The organism is Cellvibrio sp. ARAG 10.3 (assembly GCF_051846955.1).
In the GTDB taxonomy this organism is placed as follows: Bacteria; Pseudomonadota; Gammaproteobacteria; order Pseudomonadales; family Cellvibrionaceae; genus Cellvibrio.
Genome location: NZ_JBPYCU010000001.1, coordinates 109,527 through 133,629, shown reverse-complemented (window position 1 = coordinate 133,629; position 24,103 = coordinate 109,527). Strand labels below are relative to the sequence as shown.

Genomic DNA, 24,103 nt, shown 5'->3' with positions numbered 1-24,103 from the left:
CTCAGTGTCTCAGCTTGGCGATGAGAGCGTTGGTCGCAGCCACAACTTCCGTTTCACACCGATTGAAAAAGATCTCATTGGCATTAAATGGATCATGAATATAGGCTTTACAAACGGGAAGCCATAACCCTACTAATGTAATTTTGATGTTGGGGTCGGCCATAGGGCCAAGCAGCTCTTCCAGGGCTTTGGCATGATTGGGTTCCATGCCAACCAAAAGATCGCCCGGGTGAGGGACATAAAGATTAATATTCTTGGTAATATGATTTTTCAGATCGAAGTCATTTTTAGAGGCGAATGCGATAGCCCTGGGATCTGCCTTGTCTCCACCACGGCAGTTGAGTCCATACGATATGCTCTCAATTCCGGCTTTGAGCGCTACAGCTTCAGCCAAAGGGCTGCGACATATATTACCGGAGCAAATAAATACCAATCGCTTCACTTGCTTGAAATCAATATCTTTGTACTGCTTAAAATCGCCAAACCTGACCATCATGGAATATACCCACTGATTTTTCAGGCCGTATTTTGATCCATAGTGATTTTTGATAGTTTGAATTATGACATTCAACACATGCAGACCCTTATTTGTTCAGATGGCGGAGCGAAGTGAGTTGCCCGGTATGTAAATATCCAGCGAGTCCTTTAAGGCAATAATGACAAATATTCATTTTGATAAGACCTCAATAATGTAGTCATAGCAAAGGTAGCTCGAGCATGACTCTGGCCGTTGCTGGACAAGCGCTTGCGCAGATCGTCATCATTGAGTAAATCGATAATTCCCTTGGCCAGAGCATCGGCATCATTCGCGGGAACCATAAAACCATTATTTCCATGGGAAACAATCTCTTCCGGTCCCCCACAGCGGGTTACGATGACGCTCAACCCGGTGGCCATGGCTTCAATGGTGGAAATGGAAAACCCTTCAGAACTGGAAGACAGCGCAAAAAGATCCATTTGCCCTAAAAAAGCAGCGCTGTCCTGCTGAAAGCCAATGAAATGTATATTAGCTGCAATACCGGCGCGGTTAATCTGATCATCAAGCTGTGCCATCAGTTCCGGCTTTTTATGGCCGGCGATAACAAAGTGCACCAAAGGATTGTCATTGATAACCGTGGCGGCTGCTTCAATAAGAATGTGATATGCCTTGGCAGGCCTTATATTGCCTACACTCCCGATGAGGATAGCCTTGTCATCCAAAAGCAGCTGCCGGCGGACATCGGTTAGCGAATTCCTGCTGTATTTATCTACATCGACGCCGTTATATATCACACGAATGTCACTTGTATTAAACAGGCCGCGAGCCTCGACATACTCGGCCAGATCGCGACTTACAGTGATCAGTCGCTTGACGCCTAATCTCATGATCAGGTTCTTCAGATAGATAAGCCGCTCCTTCGGGTTGACGTCAACCTTCCCATGCAAGGTAGCCACCAGGGGAATCCGCAGCAGCAATGCAATAATGGAGTACGTCAGCGTTGAGCCAAGCAAATGGGCCTGGATAAGTTTTACATTGTTTTCGCGGACAATACGAATGAGTTCTCGATAATACGATAGTGAAAAACTGCCGCCCGGTTTAACAATGTAATAACGTATTCCGCGTGCCTTCAGTTGGTCTTCGACCCAGCCTGGTCCTTTGATGATGGCAAAGGATCGATAACCATCAAGTGTTAAATTTTCCGTCAGGTCGAGAAAAACTGTTTCCGCACCACCCGGACCGGTGGTATCGATTGCGTGTAAAATACTAGGCAAGCTGATGTCCATTTGTGCGAACCTGAGGATAGAAATTGGGCTGCGACAATCTACTAAAATCAACGGGCTATTACCAGTTTAAAAGCGGCATAATTCACACGATCGCGGTATCATCGTTACTGATAATTTAGGGTAAGGATTGACTGAATGGCTTTTCATATACTGGTACTGGATGCGCATCAGCGTAGCGCATTGGCAGTGACGCGCGCTCTGGGATCATTGCCCGAGGTGACAGTAACTACAGCTGATTCCGCCGTAAGTACATTGGCCGGCTCTTCAAAATTTTCCAGTCAGAGTTTGCTCAGTCCCAGTGCGGAGTTGGAACCTGGAAAATATCTCGACTGGTTGGAACAATGTCTTGCTGCGCAGCGAATTGATCTGGTCATTCCGGTAACTGAAATTACCAGCCAATTGTTGCTGATGAACCAGCAACGCTTTACGCATTTGACCTTGCCTTTTGCTGATTACCCGACCGTCATGTCATTGGCAGATAAGGGAAAATTGGTGGCTTTGGCGGAACGAAACAATGTGCCATGTCCGACCTCTCAATGGTTCGCTTCGGCGGCGGAGCTGGATGTTGATGCGCAGGAGTTTCCAGTAGTTCTCAAACCCTGTTTATCAAAAATTTACACGGGCGTTGCTTGGGTGGCCACCCGTGTGCGAGTACTCTACTCAAAGCAGGAATTGATAGAGGAGCTGCGAGTATCACACTACCTGAACAGCACGCCGTTTATGTTGCAGGAATTCATTCCAGGCCACGGCGCAGGTATATTCTGCCTCTATGATCAGGGCAGGCCCAAGGTTTTTTTTGCCCATCGGCGGTTGCGTGAAAAGCCCCCGCAAGGTGGGGTCAGTGTGCTGAGTGAAAGTGTGCCGGTAGACCCTGTGCTTAAAGCCTACGCGGAGAAGTTGCTTAGTGCTGTTCAATGGCACGGTGTGGCGATGGTGGAATTTCGTATTACTCCGGATGGCAGAGCTTACTTGATGGAGGTCAATACCCGCTTCTGGGGTTCGTTACAGTTGGCAATAGATGCCGGGGTGAATTTCCCCCGGTTACTCTGGGCAGCTGAGCAAGCTCGAGCTGGTCATCCAGAACCTGTAATGCACACCGACAGTTACCGTATCGGCCAACGGTTGCGTTGGTTTCTAGGCGATCTCGACAGCTTATATATATATCTCAAGGGAAATTATTCCAGGGCACAAAAACTGCAAAGAATTATTCAGTTTCTTACACCACATCCTGGCTGCACGCGGCATGAAGTGAACCGTTGGGCGGACCTGGGGCCTGCGCGACATGAATTGACATTATATATCAAACAATTGATGGGTCGTTGAGATGAGGGATGGCGTAAAGCAGATTATCAAACCGATTCTGGTTTCGTTAGCCAGTAACTTTGGGCCGCATACACGTACAGGCAAGCACCCCCGGTTATGGTTGCTGATGTATCACCGCGTTCTGCCGGCCCATGATGTGCGTTACGGCCGGGAAGAGCCCGGTATGTTGATTCGGCCCGAAACACTTGAGATGCATATCCAGGAGGTGAAACGGCAGTTTGATCTTATATCTCTTAAAGAATGGATTGATCTGCATCGAGCGGGTGTGGCTGTTCCTGACCGGGCTTGCGCCATTACATTTGATGATGGCTGGCTTGATAATTATCAATATGCTTTCCCTGTATTGCAAACATACTCTACACCGGCAACGCTATTTGCAGTCGTGGAAAAAATAGGGACAGATTTTCAATTCTGGCCAAATATCCTGGCCAATTTATTGCTTCACGGAGCTAAACAAGAACTGGAACGGCACCCGATATTTCAGCCCTATGTCAATAGATTGACGGGGAATGTTACTGTAGATCAGGTGGCTGGTGTCATTAAACAGTTAAAAGTACACACGGATGCAGATATTTTTGATGCGTTGGAGCAAATTAACTGGCGAGCCTTGTGCACCAGTTATGCAGGGGGCATGACACCGGCATTGATGAATTGGGATCAGCTGTGCGAGATGAAACAGTCGGGATTGGTAGATATTGGTTCGCACACCTGCACACATCGCCGCCTGACTAATGCATTGTCTCAGGAAGAGCTGGAGTATGAGATTGTCCACAGCAAAACATTACTGGAGCAACGGTTGCAATCAACGGTAGATTTATTCTGCTTTCCCAACGGCGATTATAACGATCTTGCGTTATCATTGGTAAAGCAGCACTATCGAGCCTCTGTGACGACGCAACGTGGAATTAATAAAGATTACGAGCTGAATCTTCACGAATTAACTCGCATTGGCTTGCACGATGAAGTGAGTTGCAGTCGCAGGCTGTTTCGTGCGCGGCTTTCCGGCTGGGTTTGATAGCAACATCATCATGAAATATGGGTATAGATCCTAGAGCATAGCGGTTGTTTAGCCTCAAGGGCTGCAAAAGACAGGAGTGCGATGAACCATTTATTGTTGCAGGCAATGACGAATAAATATGTTGATCGTTGGATGACGAAGCTATTAGGCCCGTTTGTAACGATCTATACCTTGCATCGCCCTAATCCTGCCAACCATTCTTTTCATGGCATCGACGAGGAATTACTGGATCAAAGTCTGCAGTTTGCGGTTGAACGCGGCTATCGATTCGCATCCATTGACGAATTGGTTGAAGCGGCGGTTAGGCAGCAGGAACTGACTCACCCCACGTTATGTTTTACCCTGGATGATGGTTATGCGGATCAGGTTACTCGCCTGGTCCCCGTACTGCTCAGACATCAGGCAAAGCCAACCCTTTTTACCATTACCGATTTTGTTGACCGGGTAGATTGGCCATGGGATGCGAAAGTATCTTATGTTATCTGGAATACGCACCTCACCCGCTTTACATTGGAAACTGCCGGAAAACAACTTGAGTTGAATTGCTCAAGCCCCGGGCATCGGGTTAATGCGCGCAGAGCATTATCCCGCCACGCTAAAACCCTTAACAAAAAATCCCTGCACGAATTCCTGCAACAACTGCAAGAGATATGTGGCGTCAGCGTTCCAGAGAAAGCACCCGAAGAATACGCCCCGGCCACATGGGAAGCGCTGCGCACCTATGAAAGTCAGGGCTTGCGCGTGGGAGCTCATTCTCGTTCACACCTTGTGTTGAGTGCGTTAAGTGACGAGGAAATTTTGCAGGAATTGACCTATTCCAAACAGCGGATCGAGAGCGAGCTTAAGAACCCATCACGTGTGTTCTGTTATCCCTCTGGTACTGCGCGGGATTTTTCGGCTACACACCCGCGTTTGGTCGAACAGGTGGGCTTCTCATCGGCCATTACAACAATATCCAAGCCTACCAATCTGCAGGCGATACGTAATAATCTGTATCAGATTGATCGCATTGGTTTTCCTGAAACCTTTGATAAATTCGTACGCTATTCATCCTGGATAGAAGTGCTCAGAAACAAACTCTCCTGAAATTTAATCATCACTATAAATCGTCTCAAAAATCAGCTGAATAGATTCATACCAGGCGTATTAGTTAAGGTAGGACAATGGACATAAAAAAATTTCTGGCTTCGCCGGAATCGAGTATGGCTTCGCTTGGTATTTCGGTCGAGAGTAGCAAGAGGCGCGAGCTGTTGGAACAGGTCGACCAACTGACGCAACTTAGATCCCGACTGAAAGAGGCAAAAAAAAATAAGTCCGAAATAGCACGTCAGTTTAAAGCACCGGAACAAGCCGCAGATGAGCGAGAGTCATTAATCCTTGCTATGCAAGTGGTCTCGGCCGAGATAAAAGGTATTGAAGAAGAGCTTAAAACAATCGAAAAGCGCCTGGCCGATGCGCTTAATGCAAACCAACAACAGGGCGCACCACTACCACCTTTTGTTATAGCCTCGGAGCATCATTACAATGGGGGCTACACGGTACGAGAGCTAAGGGCCGCGGAGCGACATCTGTGGGAAGACTTTTTATCAGCTGCGCAAACATCCGCATATCATCATCCCGTCTGGGCGGAGCTGATCAGGCGGTCGTTTGGTCATCCAACGCGAATATGGGTTGCTATAAATGATGAAGGAAAGGTTATCGGTGGCATACCGTTAACCTTTTTCTCCAGTAGATTGTTCGGGAAATTCGCCGTATCCATTCCCTACTTTAATTACGGTGGTGTAATCTCAAGGTGGTTTAATGTGGCGAGAGATATCATTGGACACCTGAAAACAATTTGTAAACATGAAAGTCTTTCCCACATAGAAATCCGCACTATGCAGCCGGACCTGGGTGAGCACTTCTCCAGCAAAAAGGTATCGATGGTCCTGAGTTTACCTGATAGCGAAGCTTCTCTTGATGAGCAATTAGGTGCAAAAGTTCGCGCACAGTATAAGAAATCAGAGGAATACCAACCCAAAATTGTATTTGGCAAAATAGAGCTGTTGAACGATTTTTATCGCGTCTTTGCTCATAATATGCGTGATCTCGGCACGCCAGTTTATGGAAAAAAATGGTTTGCCAATATTCTCACTGAATCAAAAATAAATGCTGTCATTGCGGTCGTGTATGTAAATCAAAAGCCTGTGGCAACCGGTTTTCTGATAGGTCACGAAGGAATGCTTGAGATACCTTGGGCATCGACTATCAGGCAAGCTAATGCGATGAATGTCAATATGTGGATGTATAGGAGAATTCTGGGTTACGCAGTGAATGAAGGTTACCAATTTTTTGATTTTGGCCGATCTACCCGCGATGCAGGCACCTTTAAATTCAAAAAACAATGGGGAGCCGTGGCTCATACGCACTATTGGTATTATCTCTTTCCGGAGGGGGGCGCTGTCCCGGAGTTAAATCCGGATAACCCGAAGTATAAGCTTATGATCAATATTTGGAAAAAAATGCCAGTGTGGTTGAGCAAATTAATTGGCCCGCCAATTGTTGCTAATCTTCCCTGACTTTATCAGCGTTTTTTGATGAGTGACTGGAATCGGTAGATCTGCTTTAACCAGCGGCTTCTTATCAATAACAGCGTTGCAAATTCATCATGACGGTTGACCAACCTCTTTTTGTAGTCACTTTTCTTCCCTTTGCCGGCCATAAAGTCATAGTATTGAATGGTCGGGTTAGTGAATGCTGCTTCAATTTGATAGCCGAAATGTAAGGTTCCCAAGGAGACAGAACGACAGAAATTTTCCAGATAGCCACTTTGAAAATTATACTGCCTTCCCTGATAGCGGATGTCGAAGGCAACAGAAACGGGTGCACCGGAAATGCTCATAACCGAAAAATCGACCTCATGTCCCTCTAGGGCTAAATGGTCCAGAAACACATTAATAAAATCGAGGTTTCTACCTCGGTAACAGGCTTTGCCCCAACGAAGTTGGTGAAAATCATTTAATAACTGGAAAAAGGCAGCGCGGTCTGGCCAGATGTTCTCAATGGTTACCGAACCTTGTCGTTCAAGGTTTTGTCGACGGTTGTACAGTCGTAAACGTGTGTTTTTTCCCAGTTCACGCAGGTAACCTGCGAAATCCTGCTGGCGTAAGTCAATCGCGTAGGTTGGTTCAATTTTGCTATGAATAACATCTAAATTTCGGGCCTTGGCCGCCTGTAAAAGCAAATGATAAGTAGGAGATGAACGTAGTAGATCGGCTATGTAAAACTGGTCCCATGGGCGTTGTAATGCAGTATCCAGACGATGGTTAATGGTATCCGATAAATGTTTATCTTCGTTCCCAAAAAAGAAGTACTCACTGCGAATACTGGGTATTTCCCTGGTAGAAAGCCCTACGGGATAAGCAGTGGTCAGGGGCAAGATTTTCCCTTTATAAGAGCGCGTGCAGGCAATCATTCGCTCTAGCACTGCAATTGAAAGCGGAGCTGCGCTATCTTCGGACAATCGTATAGCGGGATGTTTGCCCCACGTCTCACACCAAGCCATCAACCAGGCCGGCGAACGAAACAAGCCTGGTTGATGAGTGCAAGGAAAAAAATCGGAGGGATCTCGCTTCATAAGGATGTCTGCCGGTTATCGCGCAGTTGCCATCGCATCGCTACATAATCGTAAGAGCAATAACATCCTGCTTCAGTTTCTCCATTGAGCGGTAAAAGAATTCACAGTCGCTCTTTAGCTACTGCCAAATGCTCCCGAATCTCCTCATTATCCGGCGCCGCGCGAGCAGCTTGCTCCAGAATCCGGTGGCCCTGTTGCACGTCGCCACTTTCTACCAGTAACCACCCATAGGTATCGAGGATAGCTGCACTGGTAGGTGCGAGTTCATAGGCACGTTTGGCCAGTTCCAGCGCGCGTGAATCTTTCTGTTCGTAGTAAAGCCAGGCGAGGTTGTTGAGCGCGGCAGGCATTTGCGGGGCTAATTCCAAAGTTTTTTCATACCATTTAACAGCCTTGGCCGAGTCCTGGGTGCGCTGTGCGGCCATGGCTTTTATCAGGGTTGGTTTGGCACTCTGTGGTAATTTTTGTATCCACTCATCGACAAAGGCGTCCGCCTGTTGCGGATTATTTTTTTGATGGTGACTAAAAAGTGCTTCAGCAGCGGTGTCATTGGGCGTGGATTGCCAGGATTGACGATAAAGTTGTAAGGCTTCTTCAGGCTTCTTTTCTGCGATGCGAATCATCGCTTGCAAGTTAAAGCGTGCGGCCTGATTGGTTTGGGTAGATGTTAACTGATCCAGTAATTTTTGAGCTTCTGCAATATTCTGTACCCCCAGCTCCGCTTGAACCATGCTGCCCAGATAACGCATATCATCAGGAAACAATTTTAATGCGCGCAGCAAGAAAGTTTTGGCTTCATCCGGTTGTTTTTTTGCCAGCAGGGCGACGCCTTGTTGATGGTATAGGTTAGCTGCCAATTGCTTGACAGGTATGCTATTACCACTGCGTGCCATTGCGGTTTCGATATGCGTTATGGCTTGTTGGATATCATGTTGCGATGCATAGATGCGTGCAAGCATTACCGCTGGTTGCCATTGCTGGCTTCCTTCTTCCAGCGCAACCAGAAATTCTATCGCTTCCTTGGTGCGTTTTTGTGATTGCATTAACGTCAGCCAGTGGCCGTAAGCGGGGATCATGGCTGGGTCGGCCTGCAAGGCTGACTGCCAGGACTCGATGGCTTGTGCCGGTTTTTGCTGGTCGGTATAAATTTGCGCGAGGCCGGCATAGGCAAATTGTTTTTCGCGGTTATCCGGATGGGCAATCGCTTTTTCAAACGCGCGTTGTGCTTCGGCTAACTGCTTTTCTTCATACGCGAGCCAGCCCGCAAGAAAGTCGCCGCGTGGATTGTCAGGAAATTGTTGCTGGAATTGGGCGATAAGGGTTTTGACTTCCGCCTGCTGGCCATTGGCAATCAGGGCGTGAAAGTAGCTTTGCTGGATAATAATGTCGAGTGGCATCTCGGTATAGGCTTTCTGCAATTGCGCCAATGCCTGCTCGGTATTTTCCAGTGCAAAATAACGCTTGGCCAGGGCGATGCGCAGGCGTTGTTGCGAGGTGTCCAGTGCAAGGCTTTTTTCCAGGGCCAGTGCACCTTCATTACTCTTGGCATCCCGGTCCAGCAGGGCGAGGCCATAACTGGCAAGGAGCGCCGGATTCTGTGGCTGGTTTTCACTGGCCATCTTTAATAATGTCAGTGCTTCGTCGTCCTGGTCGGCGCGCAATTTGGTTAACACGGCGGTCTGGATCAAACTGGTAGACGCGGTTTCAGGATCAATGTATTGGTCAAATAATTCGGCGGCACTCTCGTCGCGCCCCAGTTGATGTTGCACTAGGCCCAGCAATGTGCCGGTGGTGGCGTTCTGCGGAAATTCTTCGTGCAGTTTGGTGAGCACAGCTTCCGCATCGGCATAGTTGCCGTCCTGGTATAACGCCAGGGCTTCGTTAAAACGTTGCTGTGCTGAATGACTTTCAGGATTGGCTTCCGATAATAATTTTTGATAAGCGTAAGCTTCGCTGGTGCGTCCTTCACGAATCAGTACATCGGTTAGCTGGTTCAATACCATGATGCGTTGTGCCGTCATGATGTCAGTCGTGCCCAGTGTAGTCAGGGCGCGGGTAAAATGTTTTTCAGCGCTGGGTAGATCATTTCGATAAAGCGCTATCTCGCCTTGTAAAATCAACGCATCAAAATGCTCGGGATGTTGGCTGAGCAATTGCGTCAGACTTTTTGCTGCAAGGTCACTTTCGCCATTAGCCAAAGCCCAGCGAGCGCGCAGTAATTCGACATCCAAACCGCTGTTGTCATAGGTTTCCAATTGCGCGAGCGTTGTGTCAAAACCGCTGCGATCACCGACCGGGATCTGTGCGCGACCGCGTAAAATCCATTGTTGGTATTGTTCGGCGGTTTCCTGTGCCGGGTGCGCGTCCAGGATTTCAAGCGTTGAGCGATATTTCTGGGTGTTCAGATAGGCTTCGGCGAGCAGGGTGCTGGTTTGCGGATGCCGGGTTACAACGCTTTCAAGCAGCTCCTGGGTCGCACCATAAGCGCCCATATGGTTGTAAATGCGGGCCAGCGCCATATAGCCGGCGGCATTTTCCGGCTGTAACTGGATGGCATTCTTGGCTTCGATCATTGCCGCGCGCAGTTGACCTTGCTGGGTATAGGCTTCAGCCGTACGCAGGTGGCGCTCAACATTGGCGGCCTGTTCGGCTTCCTTGTTACCGCAACCGGCGATCAATAAAGCCAGCCCGAAGCCTGCGATGATAGTGAGGTATTTCATGGTCATTCTGTTCCGTGATAGGTTCGCGGTGCCTGATTGAGGCGCAAAAACACAGCTTGCGGTTAATCGTTGTCGTGGTTGGTCTGATTATGCGCTACCGGTATGTCATATTTTTTAATCAGGTCGTAAAACGTCGGGCGTGTTATGCCGAGCAGTTTGGCCGCGGCAGAGATATTGTTGTCGGTCATCACCAGCGCGCGCATGATGGCGGACTGTTCTGCCGCCTGGCGCACATGGCGCAGATTCAGTGACAGCTCGCCGGCATCGGCAAGCCCCATGTCTTCGCGCGTGATGTACTTGCCATCAGCCATGATGACAGCGCGCTTCACCTTGTTTTCCATCTCGCGAATATTGCCGGGCCAGTTGTAGCTTTCAATGGCGGCAATGGCGTCCGGCGTAAAGCCGCTGATATTTTGTGAGTGTTCTGCGGCAAACTTCATCTTGAAATGGCGCGCGAGCAGAACCTTGTCGCCGTGGCGCAGCCGCAGCGGTGGAATATCCACCGTCATTTCGCAAATGCGGTAAAACAAATCTTCACGAAAGGTGCCTTCGCTCACCATCTTTTGCAGATCTTTATTGGTGGCACAAATTACGCGCACATCCACCGGGATTTCTGTGCGGCCGCCAACGCGTTCGATCACACGCTCCTGCAAAAAGCGCAATAATTTGGATTGCAGGTTGAGTGGCATATCGCCGATCTCATCCAGGAACAATGTACCTTCATTGGCAGTTTCCACCTTGCCGACGGTGGTTTTATTGGCGCCAGTAAAAGCACCTTTTTCGTAACCGAACAATTCACTCTCAATTAAATTTTCCGGCACCGCCGCACAGTTAATCGCAACGAAACGTTTATTGCGCCGCGGGCTGATCTGGTGGATCGCGCGCGCCATCACTTCCTTGCCGGTGCCGCTTTCGCCCAGTAGGGTACAGGTCACGGTGGTGGGGGCAATTTTTTCCAGTTGCCGGCAAATTTTTAACATCTTGGGGTCGTTAGTGATCAAACCTTCCAGCGGCTCCTGCTGGGTAATGTGCAACCGGCGATTGTCTTCTTCCAATTCATAAATATGAAATGCGCGCTGCACAATCAGGTCGAGCGTGCCGGGATCAACCGGCTTTTGATAATAATCGTAAGCGCCCATGGCAATCGCGCTGATGGCATGTTCGTGACCGGTCTTGCCGGTCATGACAATGATCTTACTGGTGGGAGAAATACGCAGGATATCCTGGATGCATTTAAAGCCTTCATCCACACCGTCTTCATCCGGCGGGAGCCCCAGGTCCTGAATAATGACGGAGGCTTCATGTAAGCGCAGCGCGGCAATGGCGTCCTGGCGGTTCTCGGCAATGATGGTTTCGTATTGGTCGAAGTGCCAGCGCAATTGGCTTTGCAGGCCGCGGTCATCTTCGATAATCAGGAGCGTGGGCTTGTTACTGGACTGTCTGCTCATGGAAGCTCATAAATCCTTGTTGAAGTGGCTCGTTGAGGGGCAGGGTAATGGTGATCGTTGTACCTTCGCCGACGGCGCTGATCACATTCAATGTGCCGCCCAATTCACTAATGTATTCACGCGAGAGATACACACCGATACCCATACCCTTGCCGGATTTGGTGGTGTCGAAAGGTTTAAACAAACGGTTGTGAATAAAATCCCAGTCCATGCCGGAACCATTATCTTCGATGGTTATGGTGGCATTATTGCCGGAGCAGCGCAATGTGAGGTGGACGCGCCCGTCATCGGGCGTGGCTTCCTGGGCATTTTTGATGAAGTTGGTGATGGTCATCACCAGGCGGACCTGATCGGCGTTGATGGTTTTATCGGTATCCTGGATATCCGCCGTGAGCACCGGCGAACTGCGTTGGCATTCTGCCAGCGCCTGGTCAATCACGTCGCGCAAATGCAAGCGCTTGACCAGGTCGCTTTCATCGCGACGCAATTTCCTTAACAGGTTATTCATGCGATCCACCGAGTTACTGATGGTCTCAATAGCATCTTCAATAAAAGCGGGGTTGTCTTTATGGCGCTCTGCGTTACGCACGACCAGTGCCTGTTGCGCAATCAGGTTGTTGAGGTCATGGATAATAAAAGCCACCAATTTGTTGTAAGTATCAAACTGGCGTACCTCCACTAACTGCTCCGCTTGCTGATGGCGTTTCAGGTAGCTCGCCAGCTGGCGTCCCATGGTTTTCAGCATGTCCAGATCTTCCCAGGTCAGCGACGCGTCCGCAGTGGGTTTAGTCAGTGCCATAAAACCCACCAGCTCATCGGCGACGATCAGCGGAAAGATCAACCAGAGTTCCGGAATATTGCGCGCCCAGTGGGGCAGGAATTCATTGTTCTGACTCAGCGCTTCGTTGTCGCCGGAGTCGGGGAAAAAGACCCATTCGGATTGCAGGAAGGTCTCACAAAAAGGGCTGTCCACCGCTTCTTCCTGCAGGTCCACAAAGCCGGGAATGCCCGATTGGAAAACCGGCTCATAGTAGCCTTGCTTGCGTAGCCAGATGGCGCCACCGGGAGCCTTGGTAATAGATGCTACGGCGTAAAATGCGCGCTGATTTACTTCGTTGTTCTCTGCGGGTTGAGCCAGATAGTTGATCAGGCCCAGCCATTCGCTGCGGTAATCATATTTATGGCGGAACAGATGTTTGTTGATAAGCACGGACAGTTGTGAGCGGATACTGCTGGAAAGGAACACCGTCGCAATCGCCAGCACAGCGCCGATCAACACAAAACTGTACACCACCGTTCCCCAGTTACCGCCGTAAAGCCGCACGTAATAGCCTCCCAGCGCGAGGGCGCTGATAAGTACACCGACCCCGACCAGGGATGTGGTGTAAAACGCGATGGGACGGGAAAGGTTGAAGTGCGCGGGACGGTCATTCTGCTGCATCAACAGCAGGCCGCCTAAGGCCATAAACAGGCAGGTGCCGATGGATACGGCGGCGCGGGACTGCCACAGCAAGGGGTCCAGTCCCTGAAAGATCAGGCTGTGGGTATAAAGATAGATATCGTAGAGGAACAGCACGCCCAGGTTCATACACATCAATTTGATCTGGCGATCATTGGCTGCGGCATAGCGAAACAGTTGCTCTATGCTCACCAGCCCGATGACTGCAAGCGTCAGCGCAAACCAGGACGACAGGCGCAATAGTGGCTCAAAGTCAGCCAGGCTGGCCACCAGTACCACGGCGGTTAACGGCCAGCCGATGCTGAACAGGATCTTCAGGCTGCGCGGCAGGCGCTGTTTGTTGGTGGCGGCCCGCAGAATCAGGGCGATGCACAATACCCACACGTTGTAGTGCAGGCATTCAAAGACCAGCAAGGTGAGTGCGGAATAATCCCGGTCGCCAAATGACAGGGCAATCACCAGCAGGCTCAGGGTATGGGTAGCGGCCGCCAGGGCGAACACATAGGTGCGTTGTTGCCTGAAGAATTGATAACAGTAGGTAACCGTCAACAGGGCCGCGACAATGGCGGCACTCAGATAAGCGGTAAAGGTGACGCTGTTATATTCCATGGCTTACGGATTTTTCCGAAAAAAATGAGGTTAAAGCATAACAGCAGATGGAGGCAGATCAAATCAGCGGCTGTAATGGAAGCATAAAATTAAACAATGGAGCCTGCTATTACACGACCTTGCAGGTGTCAGGTGTTCAGTTCACGTTGATACAGATTTGTGGCTATAATGGCCGCCGACTTTGCCCAGCGGGGCGTTATATATAAAGAAGAGGAAAAAACCGTGAGCCAAATGAAGAAGATATTCAGTCTGGTACTGGTCGTGGGCCTTGGTGCTGTTTCCGGTCTCGCCTACAGCCAGTCAGCGGCCCTGACTGAAGAGATGAAAGCGCGCATCGCCCCCGTTGGCAGTGTTTGTAAATCCGGCGAAAGCTGTGCTGCCGCCCCGGTAGCCGTCAGCAGTGGCCCCAAGTCCGGTGAAGAGGTGTACAAGAGTGCCTGCACGACTTGTCACGCTATCGGTGTGGCCGGCGCGCCCAAAACCGGTAGTGCGGATGACTGGGCTCCGCGTATCGCCAAGGGTATCGACACCCTTTATACCCACGCTATTGATGGTTTCAACGGTATGCCCGCCATGGGCTTATGCAGCACCTGCTCCGAAGATGAAGTCAAGGCAGCGGTTGATTACCTCGTCGAGGGCGCCCAGTAATCCCTCTGTGGGCTAACTGATGTAGTGTCAGTTAGCCCATCTACTTTCTCTCCCCGCTTTACCCCTTATCGCTTCCCGTGCTTCGTTCGTTATCGCTTTCCTGACGGAAGGATGTTTGCCTTTCCTTCATCAGCAAACCTCCACCTTACGACCCTGGTCCACGAGTTGATGAAAGTGGGACAGGCGCAAAATTTCTGATTTTTTTCTTCTTCGCTCGTCCCGCCAGAAATCTCTAACTTTTTGTTTTTAAACAAAAAATTTTTCGGCCGAGTAAAGGTTTTTCATTCGAACGTACGGCATAGCCATGTCTGACCCTACTCGGACGCCCACCTCAATGGTTTTTGTGAATATGCATCCGGGTCATCAGCTTCCGCCGAGGCTTTTGATCTGTGAGGCAAGGCCACTCGGGCAATGCGGTAAGGGTTGCAGTGTTCCTTCGGAGTGCGGCTTCTCTTATAGCAGTCACGATAACAATAACGTTTGAGGAAAAAGCATCATGAACAAAACCACTATTTTTAGAAAAAAACTGTTAGCGAGTGCGGTTGCCGCATCCGCCTTGGCGGGCCTCAGCAGCACCGCTGTCCTGGCGCAGGACGAAGGGGTTGTTGAAGAGGTCGTCGTGACCGGTATTCGCGCGAGTTTGACGCGTTCGATGGACGTCAAGCGCAACGCGGTCGGCGTGGTCGACGCCATCTCTGCCGAAGATATCGGCAAGATGCCGGATACCAACCTGGCTGAATCCCTACAACGTATCCCCGGTGTTTCTATCGACCGTGTAAACGGTGAAGGCAGCAAGGTTACCGTGCGTGGTTTGGCCGGTGATTACAACCTGGTGACCCTGAATAACCGCCAGATGCCCGCTTCATCGTTCGGCACCAGCCGCTCGTTCGACTTTGCCAACCTGGCGTCTGAAGGTGTTGCGGGGGTAGAAGTCTACAAAAGTGGCCGTGCAGACCTGCAATCGGGCGGTATGGGTGCGTTGATCAACATCATCACCCCGCGCCCGCTTAAAAACCCCGGCCTGAAAGCCGTCGTAGGGGCCAAAGCGGTCTACGATGATTCTTCGGTGATGGAAGACGACCTGACGCCGGAAGTGTCCGGTCTGTTCAGCAATACCTTTGCCGATGACACCATCGGTGTTGCCTTGACCGGTAGTTACCAGGAGCGTAACAGCGGTGACCGCAACGCCAGCGTCAGCGACTGGTTTGTTCATGCGCCGGATGGGGGTGACTGGGCGAATATCCCGGAAGAACACCAACCGGGCGATGGCAGAACCTACGGTATTCCGTCAGAGGTTATGTACTCGGTTAATGAAGTAAACCGCAAGCGGTTGAACGGCCAGCTGACCTTTCAATACCAGCCGGTAGAACAACTGACAGTTACCGCAGATTACTTGTACGTCCAACAAAAGAATGAGACCAATAATTTTGGTACCGGTATGTGGTTTACCCGCACCAGTGGTCTGGACATCGAGTGGAGTGACACCAATCCGGCGTATCCGTTGTCCTACACAGAAAACACCGGCTGGCATGAAATTAACGGCATTATCAAATACAACAAAACCAAATCTGACCTGAAATCCGCTGGCCTGAATATCAAGTGGGATGCGACAGATAACCTGGCGTTGGAGCTGGATGCACACAATTCAGACTCCTATTCCGGGCCGGACGGCAAGTGGGGCGGTAACAACCAATTTAATATTGGTACCATCGATAACTACCGTGCATCTCTGGAGTTATCTGGCAAGTTCCCAATCCTGCAGGTAGGTTACGAAGATGGTCGTACCACGCCAACGCCGGACGTTGCTATCCAGCAACTGACCAACAACATCTTCCGTATTCAGGAGCAGGATTCTTCGGTTGATGAATACCAGTTAAAAGGTACCTACACCTTTGATGACAGTTTCATCCACAACATTAAAGCCGGTATAGGCACCAACGAGATCACCAACGAATACTTCTTCCTGGGACTGCAACAGCAAAACCAGGGCAGCTGGAGTGGTGTGCAGGGTGAAAATGGTGTTGGGGATATTCCGCAGTCTTACTGGATTGTCGATCAGCTATCCAACTACTTCGATCACGGTGCGGTAAACAGCCCGAACTTCCAGAACACGTTTGTGCGTGGCAATTGGAACGAACTGTTGGCGATCGGTGCCGAGCTTTACGGTTCTGATACCGGCTTCTGCCCAAGGGCCTATTGCACTACCCGGGACCCGGCATTAGCGAACGACGGATTCGATGAACAAGTCACCGTAGAAACCTCTGATTTTGCTTATTTGCAATTTGGTTTCAAACCAGAGATCGCCGGCATGCCTGCTAATCTGGCCGTAGGTGTTCGTCACGAGTCAACCGAGGTAGAGTCAACGGCTAACGTCTCCGCTTACACACCTTATATCCGGTGGAATAGCGGAAATGAATACTCCTTGTTGTCCACGGGCGGTTTTGAATATGCCACCACCACAGGTAGTTATTCGAAAACCTTGCCGAGTGTGGATTTTGACATCTTCCTGACCGATGACGTCAAACTCCGTGCCTCGTTCAGCAAAACAATTGCCCGCCCGAACTACAATGACCTTAAAGGCGGTTTTATCTGGGGTACCGCGCCGCGTATCAGCATGGGCTCTGCATCAGCCGGTGATCCGGACCTGAACCCCATGGAGTCGACCAACTACGATATATCAGCAGAGTGGTACTACGCTGACTCCAGTTATGTGTCGCTCGGCTACTTCAAGAAAGATGTAGTGGATTTCGTTGGCAGCAGTGCGCCGCAAGTGATTGAAGACAGTGGTTTCCATACGCCGGTTAACGGTCCAAGATGGCAGGCTGCGGTTGCTGCAGTGGGTAACGATCTGGTGGCAATCAATCAATACATCGTTGCTAACTATCCGGATAGCTCAGACGCTGCAACAGGTTTTGTTTATGCATTGCCTGAAGATCCGATTCTGCCCTTTGAAGTAACACGCCCGATAAACAATGAAGATGTATCGATTGATGGTATTGAACTCATTGTGCAACACACCTTTGGTGAATCAGGCTTTGGTTTCCAGGCTAACGCCACTCACGTAGATTCCGATACGGAGTACAACAACGTATCCAAGGCTGCGCAATTCGCTATCTATGGATTGAGTGACTCAGCCAACTTTATTGGCTTCTACGATAAAGATGGCTTGCAAGTGCGTATTGCTTACAACTGGCGCGATGACTTCCTGGCCAGCGGTGGCGGTAACCCGCGTTACACCGAAGCCTACGGTCAGGTGGATGCGAGTGTCAGTTACGAGCTGACGGACAACCTGACGGTTTCGCTTGAAGGTCTGAATATTACCGATGAAACCACCCGTCAATATGGCCGTCACACGGGTATGACGTTCAATTACATTGAAACCGGTGCCCGTTATAACCTGGGTGTTCGTTACAACTTCTAATGAACCTCTGAAAAATTACCTGCGTTGCCAGCGCGGCGTTAAAAACAGACTCAAAATGCTCATTTACTTATGTAAACTCCGCTTTTTCATCTGTTTTTGCCTTGCGCTGGCTGCCTCGGAAACATTTTTCAGCGGTTCACAAATTGTTGTACTGCAATAAAAAGCCGCTGGAAACAGCGGCTTTTTTAGCGCTTTACGCTGGCTCTGTTTTCTGTTCATACTGCGTGTTAATCAATAATTATTAGAAATCTGTAGGTCGTTTATGACAGATCAAATAACCCGGGTTGTCATAGTGGGTGGCGGTTCCGCAGGTTGGTTATCGGCAGGTATTATTGCGGCATCAAGTCCTGCGCATGTTCAGGTTACGCTGATTGAATCTCCCGATGTACAGCCTATCGGTGTCGGCGAGGGTACCTGGCCTACCATGCGTGCAACCTTGCAGACTATGGGTATATCAGAAACGGATTTTTTCCGTGAGTGTGATGCCAGCTTTAAACAAGGTTCCAAATTTTCCCGCTGGACAAGCTTGTCCCAAGAGGATGACTACTACCATCCGTTTACGCCACCGGCTAAATACCACGATATAAATCTGGCACCTTTCTGGTTGCCCTTCAAAGATAAAATCCCTTTTGCCAACGCGGTTTGCCCGCAAGCGGCAATGTGTGATTTGGGCAATGCGCCAAAACAAATTACCACGGCGGAATTCGGTGCGGTATTAAATTATGGCTACCATCTGGATGCCGGAAAATTTGCGCCTTTTTTACATAAACATTGTGTAGAAAAGCTCGGCGTACACTATATCAGTGCGAATGTGATCCACATAAACTCGCAAGACAATGGCGATATAGAATCCGTGACGACCGATGCACAGGGTAAAATTCCTGGCGATTTATTTATTGATTGCACCGGTTTGTCATCCTTGCTCATGGAAAAACATTACCGCATCCCTTTTGTTTCCCGGAAGGCTATTTTATTTAATGACTCTGCCCTTGCCGTGCAAATTCCCTATGCAGAGGGCCAAACGGCTATTGCATCGCATACACTCTCCACCGCACAAACCAATGGCTGGATCTGGGATATTGGCTTGCAATCCCGGCGCGGTATTGGCCACGTATTTTCCAGCGATTATACGACAGATGAAGCTGCGGAGCGCGAGTTGCGCCATTACCTTGCTCCTTCGGTGGGCAATAAATTAGCTGAAGAGCTGGCGGTCAGAAAGATTACGTTCAATCCCGGGCACAGGAAAACCTTCTGGCATAAAAACTGTGTCGCCATTGGTTTGTCCGCCGGCTTTATCGAGCCGCTTGAGGCAACCGCGCTGGTATTGATCGAGCTGTCGGCAAAGATGATTGCGCAACAGTTTCCCGCCAATCGCAGGGTGATGGATACAATAGCCAAGCGCTTTAACAACACCCTGAGTCACCACTGGGAACGCATTATCGATTTTTTAAAATTACATTATGTGTTGACCAAACGAACCGATTCAGCCTATTGGCGTGATAACGGCGCTGCCAATACGATGCCGGATAGCTTGAAGGAGCTGCTGGCGTTATGGAAGGTACAGTCGCCCTGGTTGCATGATGAAGTGCTGCGCGAAGAGATGTTTCCCTCTGCCAGTTACCAGTACGTCTATTACGGTATGAAAGGTACTACCGAGGTTGACGCCAGCAGTGGTGGCAATCGTAATCGCAAACATATGCACGAAAAACACTGGAAGAAAGCTGAAGCCTTGTTTATGGAAAATGCGCAGCATATCCAGCAATTGAAAAAAATATTGCGACCCAACCGCGAGCTGATAGAAAAAATAAAGCAGCACGGGCTGCAGACGATTTAACTTCCTTATTGGAGGCATTTCCTCCAGGAGACCCTATGCCTAATTTTGCTCTGTTAAATAATGTCGCCCATAAAGCGTTACGAGTTATTCGTGAACACTCAACGCGCTACGGCGATAACGATATGTCTGTGGTGACCTTTCCACAGGAATTTCGTGCAATACAAAATGAATACCCTATTTTCTTCCAGAAAAACGCAGAGACTGGAAAATTTATTCCTATTGCGCTAATGGGCTTGCGCCAGAGTGAAAACCTGTTTCTGTCAGAGCAGGGATGGGATGCACAATATATTCCTGTGTCAGTAAAAAGAAGGCCTTTCCTGATCGGTATTCAACCGCCACAGCCCGGCCAGGAATCCAGTCAGCCCACCAAGATGGTATATGTGGATATGGATAGCCCGCGTGTCAGCGAGACCGCAGGCGAGCCGGTCTTTTTGCCTCACGGTGGCTATTCGCCCTATCTGGAATCGGTGGTGGATTTGCTGGAGTACATTCAATACGGTACTGAGTTGAATGAACAGTTTGTCGATGCGTTGTTAGCTCAGGAATTGTTGGAGGTGGTAGCGCTGGAAATCACCCTTAAAAATGGTGAGCGCCACAACCTGGCAGGTCTCTATACCATCAACGAAGATAAACTGGCGGCTTTACACGGTAACGCAGTAGCAGAGTTACATAAAAAAGGTTTTATGGAATGCATCTACATGGTGCTGGCATCCCATGCCAACGTTGTGAAGTTGATCGCCCGCGTTGAGAAAAAATTAGCACATCAGGTATCCTGAATCATTTCCAACAAATAAACACTAGCGGCATTTATGATCAGCGTTGATAAAACAGTTAAAGTGATTGATGGCTGTACGCCAGACCGGATTCCGGATGAGGTGTTGTCATCAACGGAACCGTTAATCCTGAAAGGCCTGGCATCTTCCTGGCCGATTGTGCAGGCGGGTTTGGTTTCCGATGAAGATGCAGCGCGTTATCTATTGCAATTCTATCAAGGCCAGGAGGTGGCGGCCTTTTTAGGTAAGCCGGAGAACAACGGGCGTATTTTTTATAATGAAACCCTCACAGGATTTAACTACGATACTGTCAGCACCAAGCTGGATTTCGCGCTACGGCAATTTGCTGCCCAGGCTGACAACCCTCAACCACCCACCATTTATATTGGCTCTACAGTGATCGACAATTATCTGCCGGGTTTTCGTGCCGATAATGATCTTGATTTGCAACAGCACAATCCACTCGTCAGTATCTGGCTGTCCAATAAATGCCGTATCGCCGCCCATTGGGACAGCCCGTTGAATATTGCCTGTTCGGTGGTCGGACACAGGCGCTTTACCTTATTTCCCTTTGAACAAATGGAAAATCTCTATGTTGGCCCGCTGGATAAAACCCCGGCCGGGCAAGCGATTAGTCTGGTGGATTTTTATAATCCCGATTTTGAAAAATTCCCGAAATTTAAACAGGCTTTAGAACACGCCCAGGTTGCTGATCTGGACGCAGGTGATGGCATCTTTATTCCCAGCATGTGGTGGCACCATGTGGAAAGCCTAAGCCCGCTGAATATCCTGGTGAACTATTGGTTTAAAGGTTCGCCCGCATTTTATGGTAAGCCGGTTAACGCGCTGTTCCATTCGCTCTTGTCCATTCGCGATTTGCCGCCGGAGCAGCGAGCAGCCTGGAAGATGATATTTGATCATTATATTTTTGAGTACTGCAAAGATAATTTTTCGCATATCCCGGAACCAGCCCAAGGTGCGATTGGTGAATTGACGGACGATAACGCGCGGAAAATTCGTGCGAAGCTACTGAACCAGTTAAATCGCTAAACGCAGTAGACCGGCAACCAGATAATAACAACGCATGGTATCAATATGATCGGCAATCAAATCGTTAAAAACCTGGTCATCGTGGGTGGCGGTACGGCGGGCTGGATGGCTGCAGCGGCTTTTTCCAAATTATTGGGTAAAAGTCTTGCTGTGACCCTGATTGAGTCCGATGAAATTTCCACTGTGGGTGTTGGCGAAGCGACGGTGCCGCCCTTGATCCTGTTCAACCGTTACCTTGGCATTAACGAGCGGGAATTAATGTCCTTCGTGAAGGGAACGATCAAGTTAGGCATATCGTTTGAAAACTGGAAAAATATCAACGAAAGCTACATCCATCCTTTTGGCTACACAGGTAAGGATACCTGGGCAGCCAGTTTCCAACACTTCTGGCGTAAAGGACTGGATATCGGCGTGAATTACCCGCTGGGTGACTACTCTGTGGAGTATCAAGCGGCATTGCAGAATAAGTTCTCCCATACATCGGGTTCATCTCTGACTTATGCATACCATATCGACGCGGGTCTCTACGGAAAGTTTTTGCGCGGCATTGCTGAAAAAGCCGGTGCGAGGCGTATAGAAGGGAAAGTACAGGATGTTGTTCTCGATGATGACGGGTTTATAAGGTCGATCCAGCTGGCTTCCGGTGAAATCATTGCGGGCAATTTTTTTATCGATTGCTCCGGTTTCCGCGCGCTGCTCATCGAGCAGGCATTGCACACCGGTTTTGATGATTGGTCACATTGGTTGCCCTGCGATAGCGCGCTGGCGGTGCAAACGGAGTCAGCTCGTGAGCCGGTGCCCTATACCCGATCCATCGCACACACCGCTGGCTGGCGCTGGCAAATTCCCTTGCAGCACCGGGTCGGTAATGGCCTGGTGTATTGCAGCCGGTATATGTCCGATGACGAGGCCAGGAAAACCCTGCTAGACAACGTCGAAGGTCGCATCATTTCCGAGCCAAAGATCATCCGTTTTAAAGCAGGTCAGCGCCTTAAGCATTGGAATAAAAATTGTGTCGCCTTGGGGTTGGCGAGTGGATTTATTGAGCCACTGGAATCCACCAGTATTCATTTGATTCAGCGCGGCATCACACGACTATTGCAAATGTTTCCATCTAACGGAATTTTCAGCGGCGATATTGAAGAATACAACGAGCAGATGAAAACGGAAACTCTGTCCATAAGGGATTTCATTGTCATGCATTATCATTTGACCGAAAGGGAAGACAGCGATTTCTGGCGCTATTGTAAAAATATGCCGATACCGGCATCGCTTGCGCATCGCATCGCTTTATTTAAAGAAACCGGCAAGCTTTTTGTGGAATCACCCTATAAGCTTTTTGCCGAGCCTTCCTGGTTACATGTGATGGTGGGTCAGGGCGTTGTGCCCGATCATTATCATGCGGTGGCAAATGAAATGACCGATGCTGAATTGAAGCAATTTCTGGAAGGTATCCGAAGCTCGGTACAGAAAACGGTTCAGAAGATGCCATCGCATCACGATTATTTGCAGTATTATTGCAAGGCGCCAGAGTGGAATTGACCTTTGGCTTTGCGAGGTTATTTTAAATAAATAAAACTGTTTAACGTCAACCGCCCGACAAGCGGGTTGGGGACAAACTGAAATTTTTCAGGAATGGAAGCGGAGTGCAATACATCACTGGGATACATAATCAAACGGTTAAACTTGGCTTCGTAACGGGCTATCTCTTCATAATATTGATTAGAGCCATTGATGTATTTGTTATGCCAGCTGGTATCCAGTGCTTCTTTGGCAAGATGCTCCCCATACACATCCATTCGCTCGGGTGAGAGCTGTTCAAAACCGGTTGCCCTATGGCGATAGATGGATGTGCCACCTTTGTCCGGCGTACAAAGGTAATGTACACAGGCCAGTTTTTCTTTCTTGATGGTATCCACATGCGGTCGCGATTGCGGCAACGCCAGGCGCGCGGGTGGCGTAAGCACGAGGGAATACATGGATTGGGAATAATGTATGTTGTCTTTGGTGAGATGAAACGCTTCGCAAATAATATCAGGTAAGTAAGTTTGCAGTGCCTGGCTATAAAATTCCGGGACCTTTGATTGAATGCCGGGGTAATAATCTGTCCCATCGCGGAATTCGCCAAATTTTACAGCAAAACCCAAGAGCGCTTCCGCTTCATGTAAAAAATTATCTATCACCAACACAGGCGTTTTTTCATTACCTACAATATCAACCCGGTAGTGAAATTGAGGGTGTAGTGGAGGCAGAAAATTTTCACTCGGCATGATGCGTGGCTCGGCAATTTTTATAGAATTGATTATTGCCTATTCTGAAGCCCAGTTCCATATGCAAAACATGGCAACCGATAAGCAGTCATGCGTTGTGCCCAGGTTGGATTTCAATACAGCGTCAGGCCGCGAGATGAATGTAGCGGT

The 24,103-nt window shown here is 49.3% G+C and carries 17 protein-coding genes; 10 read left to right on the top strand and 7 right to left on the bottom strand.

From position 1 onward, the window contains the following. Nucleotide 1: 1 nt before the first annotated feature. Both ACSV5M_RS00510 and ACSV5M_RS00505 read right to left on the bottom strand, forming a co-directional pair. A complete protein-coding gene (locus ACSV5M_RS00510; protein WP_439173403.1) occupies nucleotides 2-574 on the bottom strand; it encodes a low molecular weight phosphatase family protein in 573 nt (190 codons plus the stop codon). 71 nt (nucleotides 575-645) lie between these two features. Further along, on the bottom strand, nucleotides 646-1,764 hold the full coding sequence (locus tag ACSV5M_RS00505) for a glycosyltransferase family 4 protein (RefSeq protein ID WP_439173402.1): 1,119 nt from the start codon (nucleotides 1,762-1,764) through the stop codon (nucleotides 646-648). Between the two features lie 135 nt (nucleotides 1,765-1,899). Here ACSV5M_RS00505 and ACSV5M_RS00500 point away from each other — a divergent pair, with 135 nt between their 5' ends. The 4 genes from ACSV5M_RS00500 (at nucleotide 1,900) to ACSV5M_RS00485 (ending at nucleotide 6,663) form a co-directional block, all read left to right on the top strand. Then, entirely contained in the window at nucleotides 1,900-3,087 is a 1,188-nt protein-coding gene (locus ACSV5M_RS00500; RefSeq protein WP_439173401.1) for a carboxylate--amine ligase, read from the top strand. Nucleotides 3,088-3,250: 163 nt separating this feature from the next. Further along, the gene (locus ACSV5M_RS00495) at nucleotides 3,251-4,102 is read left to right on the top strand and encodes a polysaccharide deacetylase family protein (protein WP_439173400.1); all 852 of its coding nucleotides are present in this window, start codon (nucleotides 3,251-3,253) and stop codon (nucleotides 4,100-4,102) included. Nucleotides 4,103-4,186: 84 nt separating this feature from the next. Further along, nucleotides 4,187-5,191, top strand: a complete 1,005-nt coding sequence (locus ACSV5M_RS00490) for a polysaccharide deacetylase family protein (RefSeq protein ID WP_439173399.1) — start codon at nucleotides 4,187-4,189, stop codon at nucleotides 5,189-5,191. A gap of 77 nt (nucleotides 5,192-5,268) precedes the next feature. Continuing rightward, the gene (locus tag ACSV5M_RS00485; protein WP_439173397.1) at nucleotides 5,269-6,663 is read left to right on the top strand and encodes a FemAB family XrtA/PEP-CTERM system-associated protein; all 1,395 of its coding nucleotides are present in this window, start codon (nucleotides 5,269-5,271) and stop codon (nucleotides 6,661-6,663) included. Nucleotides 6,664-6,668: 5 nt separating this feature from the next. On the opposite strand, the gene ACSV5M_RS00480 is transcribed toward ACSV5M_RS00485, so the two are convergent. The 4 genes from ACSV5M_RS00480 to prsK all read right to left on the bottom strand — a co-directional run bounded on the left by ACSV5M_RS00480 (nucleotide 6,669) and on the right by prsK (nucleotide 13,957). Beyond that, nucleotides 6,669-7,721, bottom strand: a complete 1,053-nt coding sequence (locus ACSV5M_RS00480; RefSeq protein WP_439173395.1) for a GNAT family N-acetyltransferase — start codon at nucleotides 7,719-7,721, stop codon at nucleotides 6,669-6,671. 101 nt (nucleotides 7,722-7,822) lie between these two features. Next, on the bottom strand, nucleotides 7,823-10,441 hold the full coding sequence (locus ACSV5M_RS00475; RefSeq protein ID WP_439173394.1) for a tetratricopeptide repeat protein: 2,619 nt from the start codon (nucleotides 10,439-10,441) through the stop codon (nucleotides 7,823-7,825). Between the two features lie 62 nt (nucleotides 10,442-10,503). Further along, nucleotides 10,504-11,889: a PEP-CTERM-box response regulator transcription factor gene (prsR, locus tag ACSV5M_RS00470; RefSeq protein ID WP_439173392.1), complete on the bottom strand. Its 1,386-nt coding sequence runs from the start codon at nucleotides 11,887-11,889 to the stop codon at nucleotides 10,504-10,506. Beyond that, nucleotides 11,870-13,957, bottom strand: coding sequence for an XrtA/PEP-CTERM system histidine kinase PrsK (gene prsK, locus ACSV5M_RS00465; RefSeq protein ID WP_439173391.1), 2,088 nt, complete (start codon nucleotides 13,955-13,957; stop codon nucleotides 11,870-11,872). The genes prsR and prsK overlap by 20 nt, the downstream gene beginning before the upstream one ends. 231 nt (nucleotides 13,958-14,188) lie before the next feature. Between prsK and ACSV5M_RS00460 the strand changes: the two genes are divergently transcribed. From ACSV5M_RS00460 to ACSV5M_RS00435, 6 genes are all read left to right on the top strand, one after another. Next, complete coding sequence (locus tag ACSV5M_RS00460; protein WP_439174016.1) at nucleotides 14,189-14,605, top strand: c-type cytochrome; 417 nt, start codon at nucleotides 14,189-14,191, stop codon at nucleotides 14,603-14,605. 496 nt (nucleotides 14,606-15,101) lie between these two features. Next, on the top strand, nucleotides 15,102-18,026 hold the full coding sequence (locus ACSV5M_RS00455) for a TonB-dependent receptor (RefSeq protein ID WP_439173389.1): 2,925 nt from the start codon (nucleotides 15,102-15,104) through the stop codon (nucleotides 18,024-18,026). Between the two features lie 262 nt (nucleotides 18,027-18,288). After that, the gene (locus ACSV5M_RS00450; protein ID WP_439173388.1) at nucleotides 18,289-19,860 is read left to right on the top strand and encodes a tryptophan halogenase family protein; all 1,572 of its coding nucleotides are present in this window, start codon (nucleotides 18,289-18,291) and stop codon (nucleotides 19,858-19,860) included. A gap of 35 nt (nucleotides 19,861-19,895) precedes the next feature. Beyond that, nucleotides 19,896-20,636, top strand: a complete 741-nt coding sequence (locus tag ACSV5M_RS00445) for a SapC family protein (protein ID WP_439173386.1) — start codon at nucleotides 19,896-19,898, stop codon at nucleotides 20,634-20,636. A gap of 33 nt (nucleotides 20,637-20,669) precedes the next feature. Continuing rightward, on the top strand, nucleotides 20,670-21,683 hold the full coding sequence (locus ACSV5M_RS00440) for a cupin-like domain-containing protein (protein ID WP_439173385.1): 1,014 nt from the start codon (nucleotides 20,670-20,672) through the stop codon (nucleotides 21,681-21,683). Nucleotides 21,684-21,728: 45 nt separating this feature from the next. Continuing rightward, nucleotides 21,729-23,225 (top strand): tryptophan halogenase family protein, encoded by a 1,497-nt coding sequence (locus tag ACSV5M_RS00435; protein ID WP_439173384.1) that lies wholly within the window; start codon nucleotides 21,729-21,731, stop codon nucleotides 23,223-23,225. A gap of 17 nt (nucleotides 23,226-23,242) precedes the next feature. Here ACSV5M_RS00435 and ACSV5M_RS00430 read toward each other — a convergent pair whose 3' ends face one another. Further along, complete coding sequence (locus ACSV5M_RS00430) at nucleotides 23,243-23,953, bottom strand: DUF6445 family protein (protein WP_439173383.1); 711 nt, start codon at nucleotides 23,951-23,953, stop codon at nucleotides 23,243-23,245. Nucleotides 23,954-24,103: the final 150 nt, after the last annotated feature.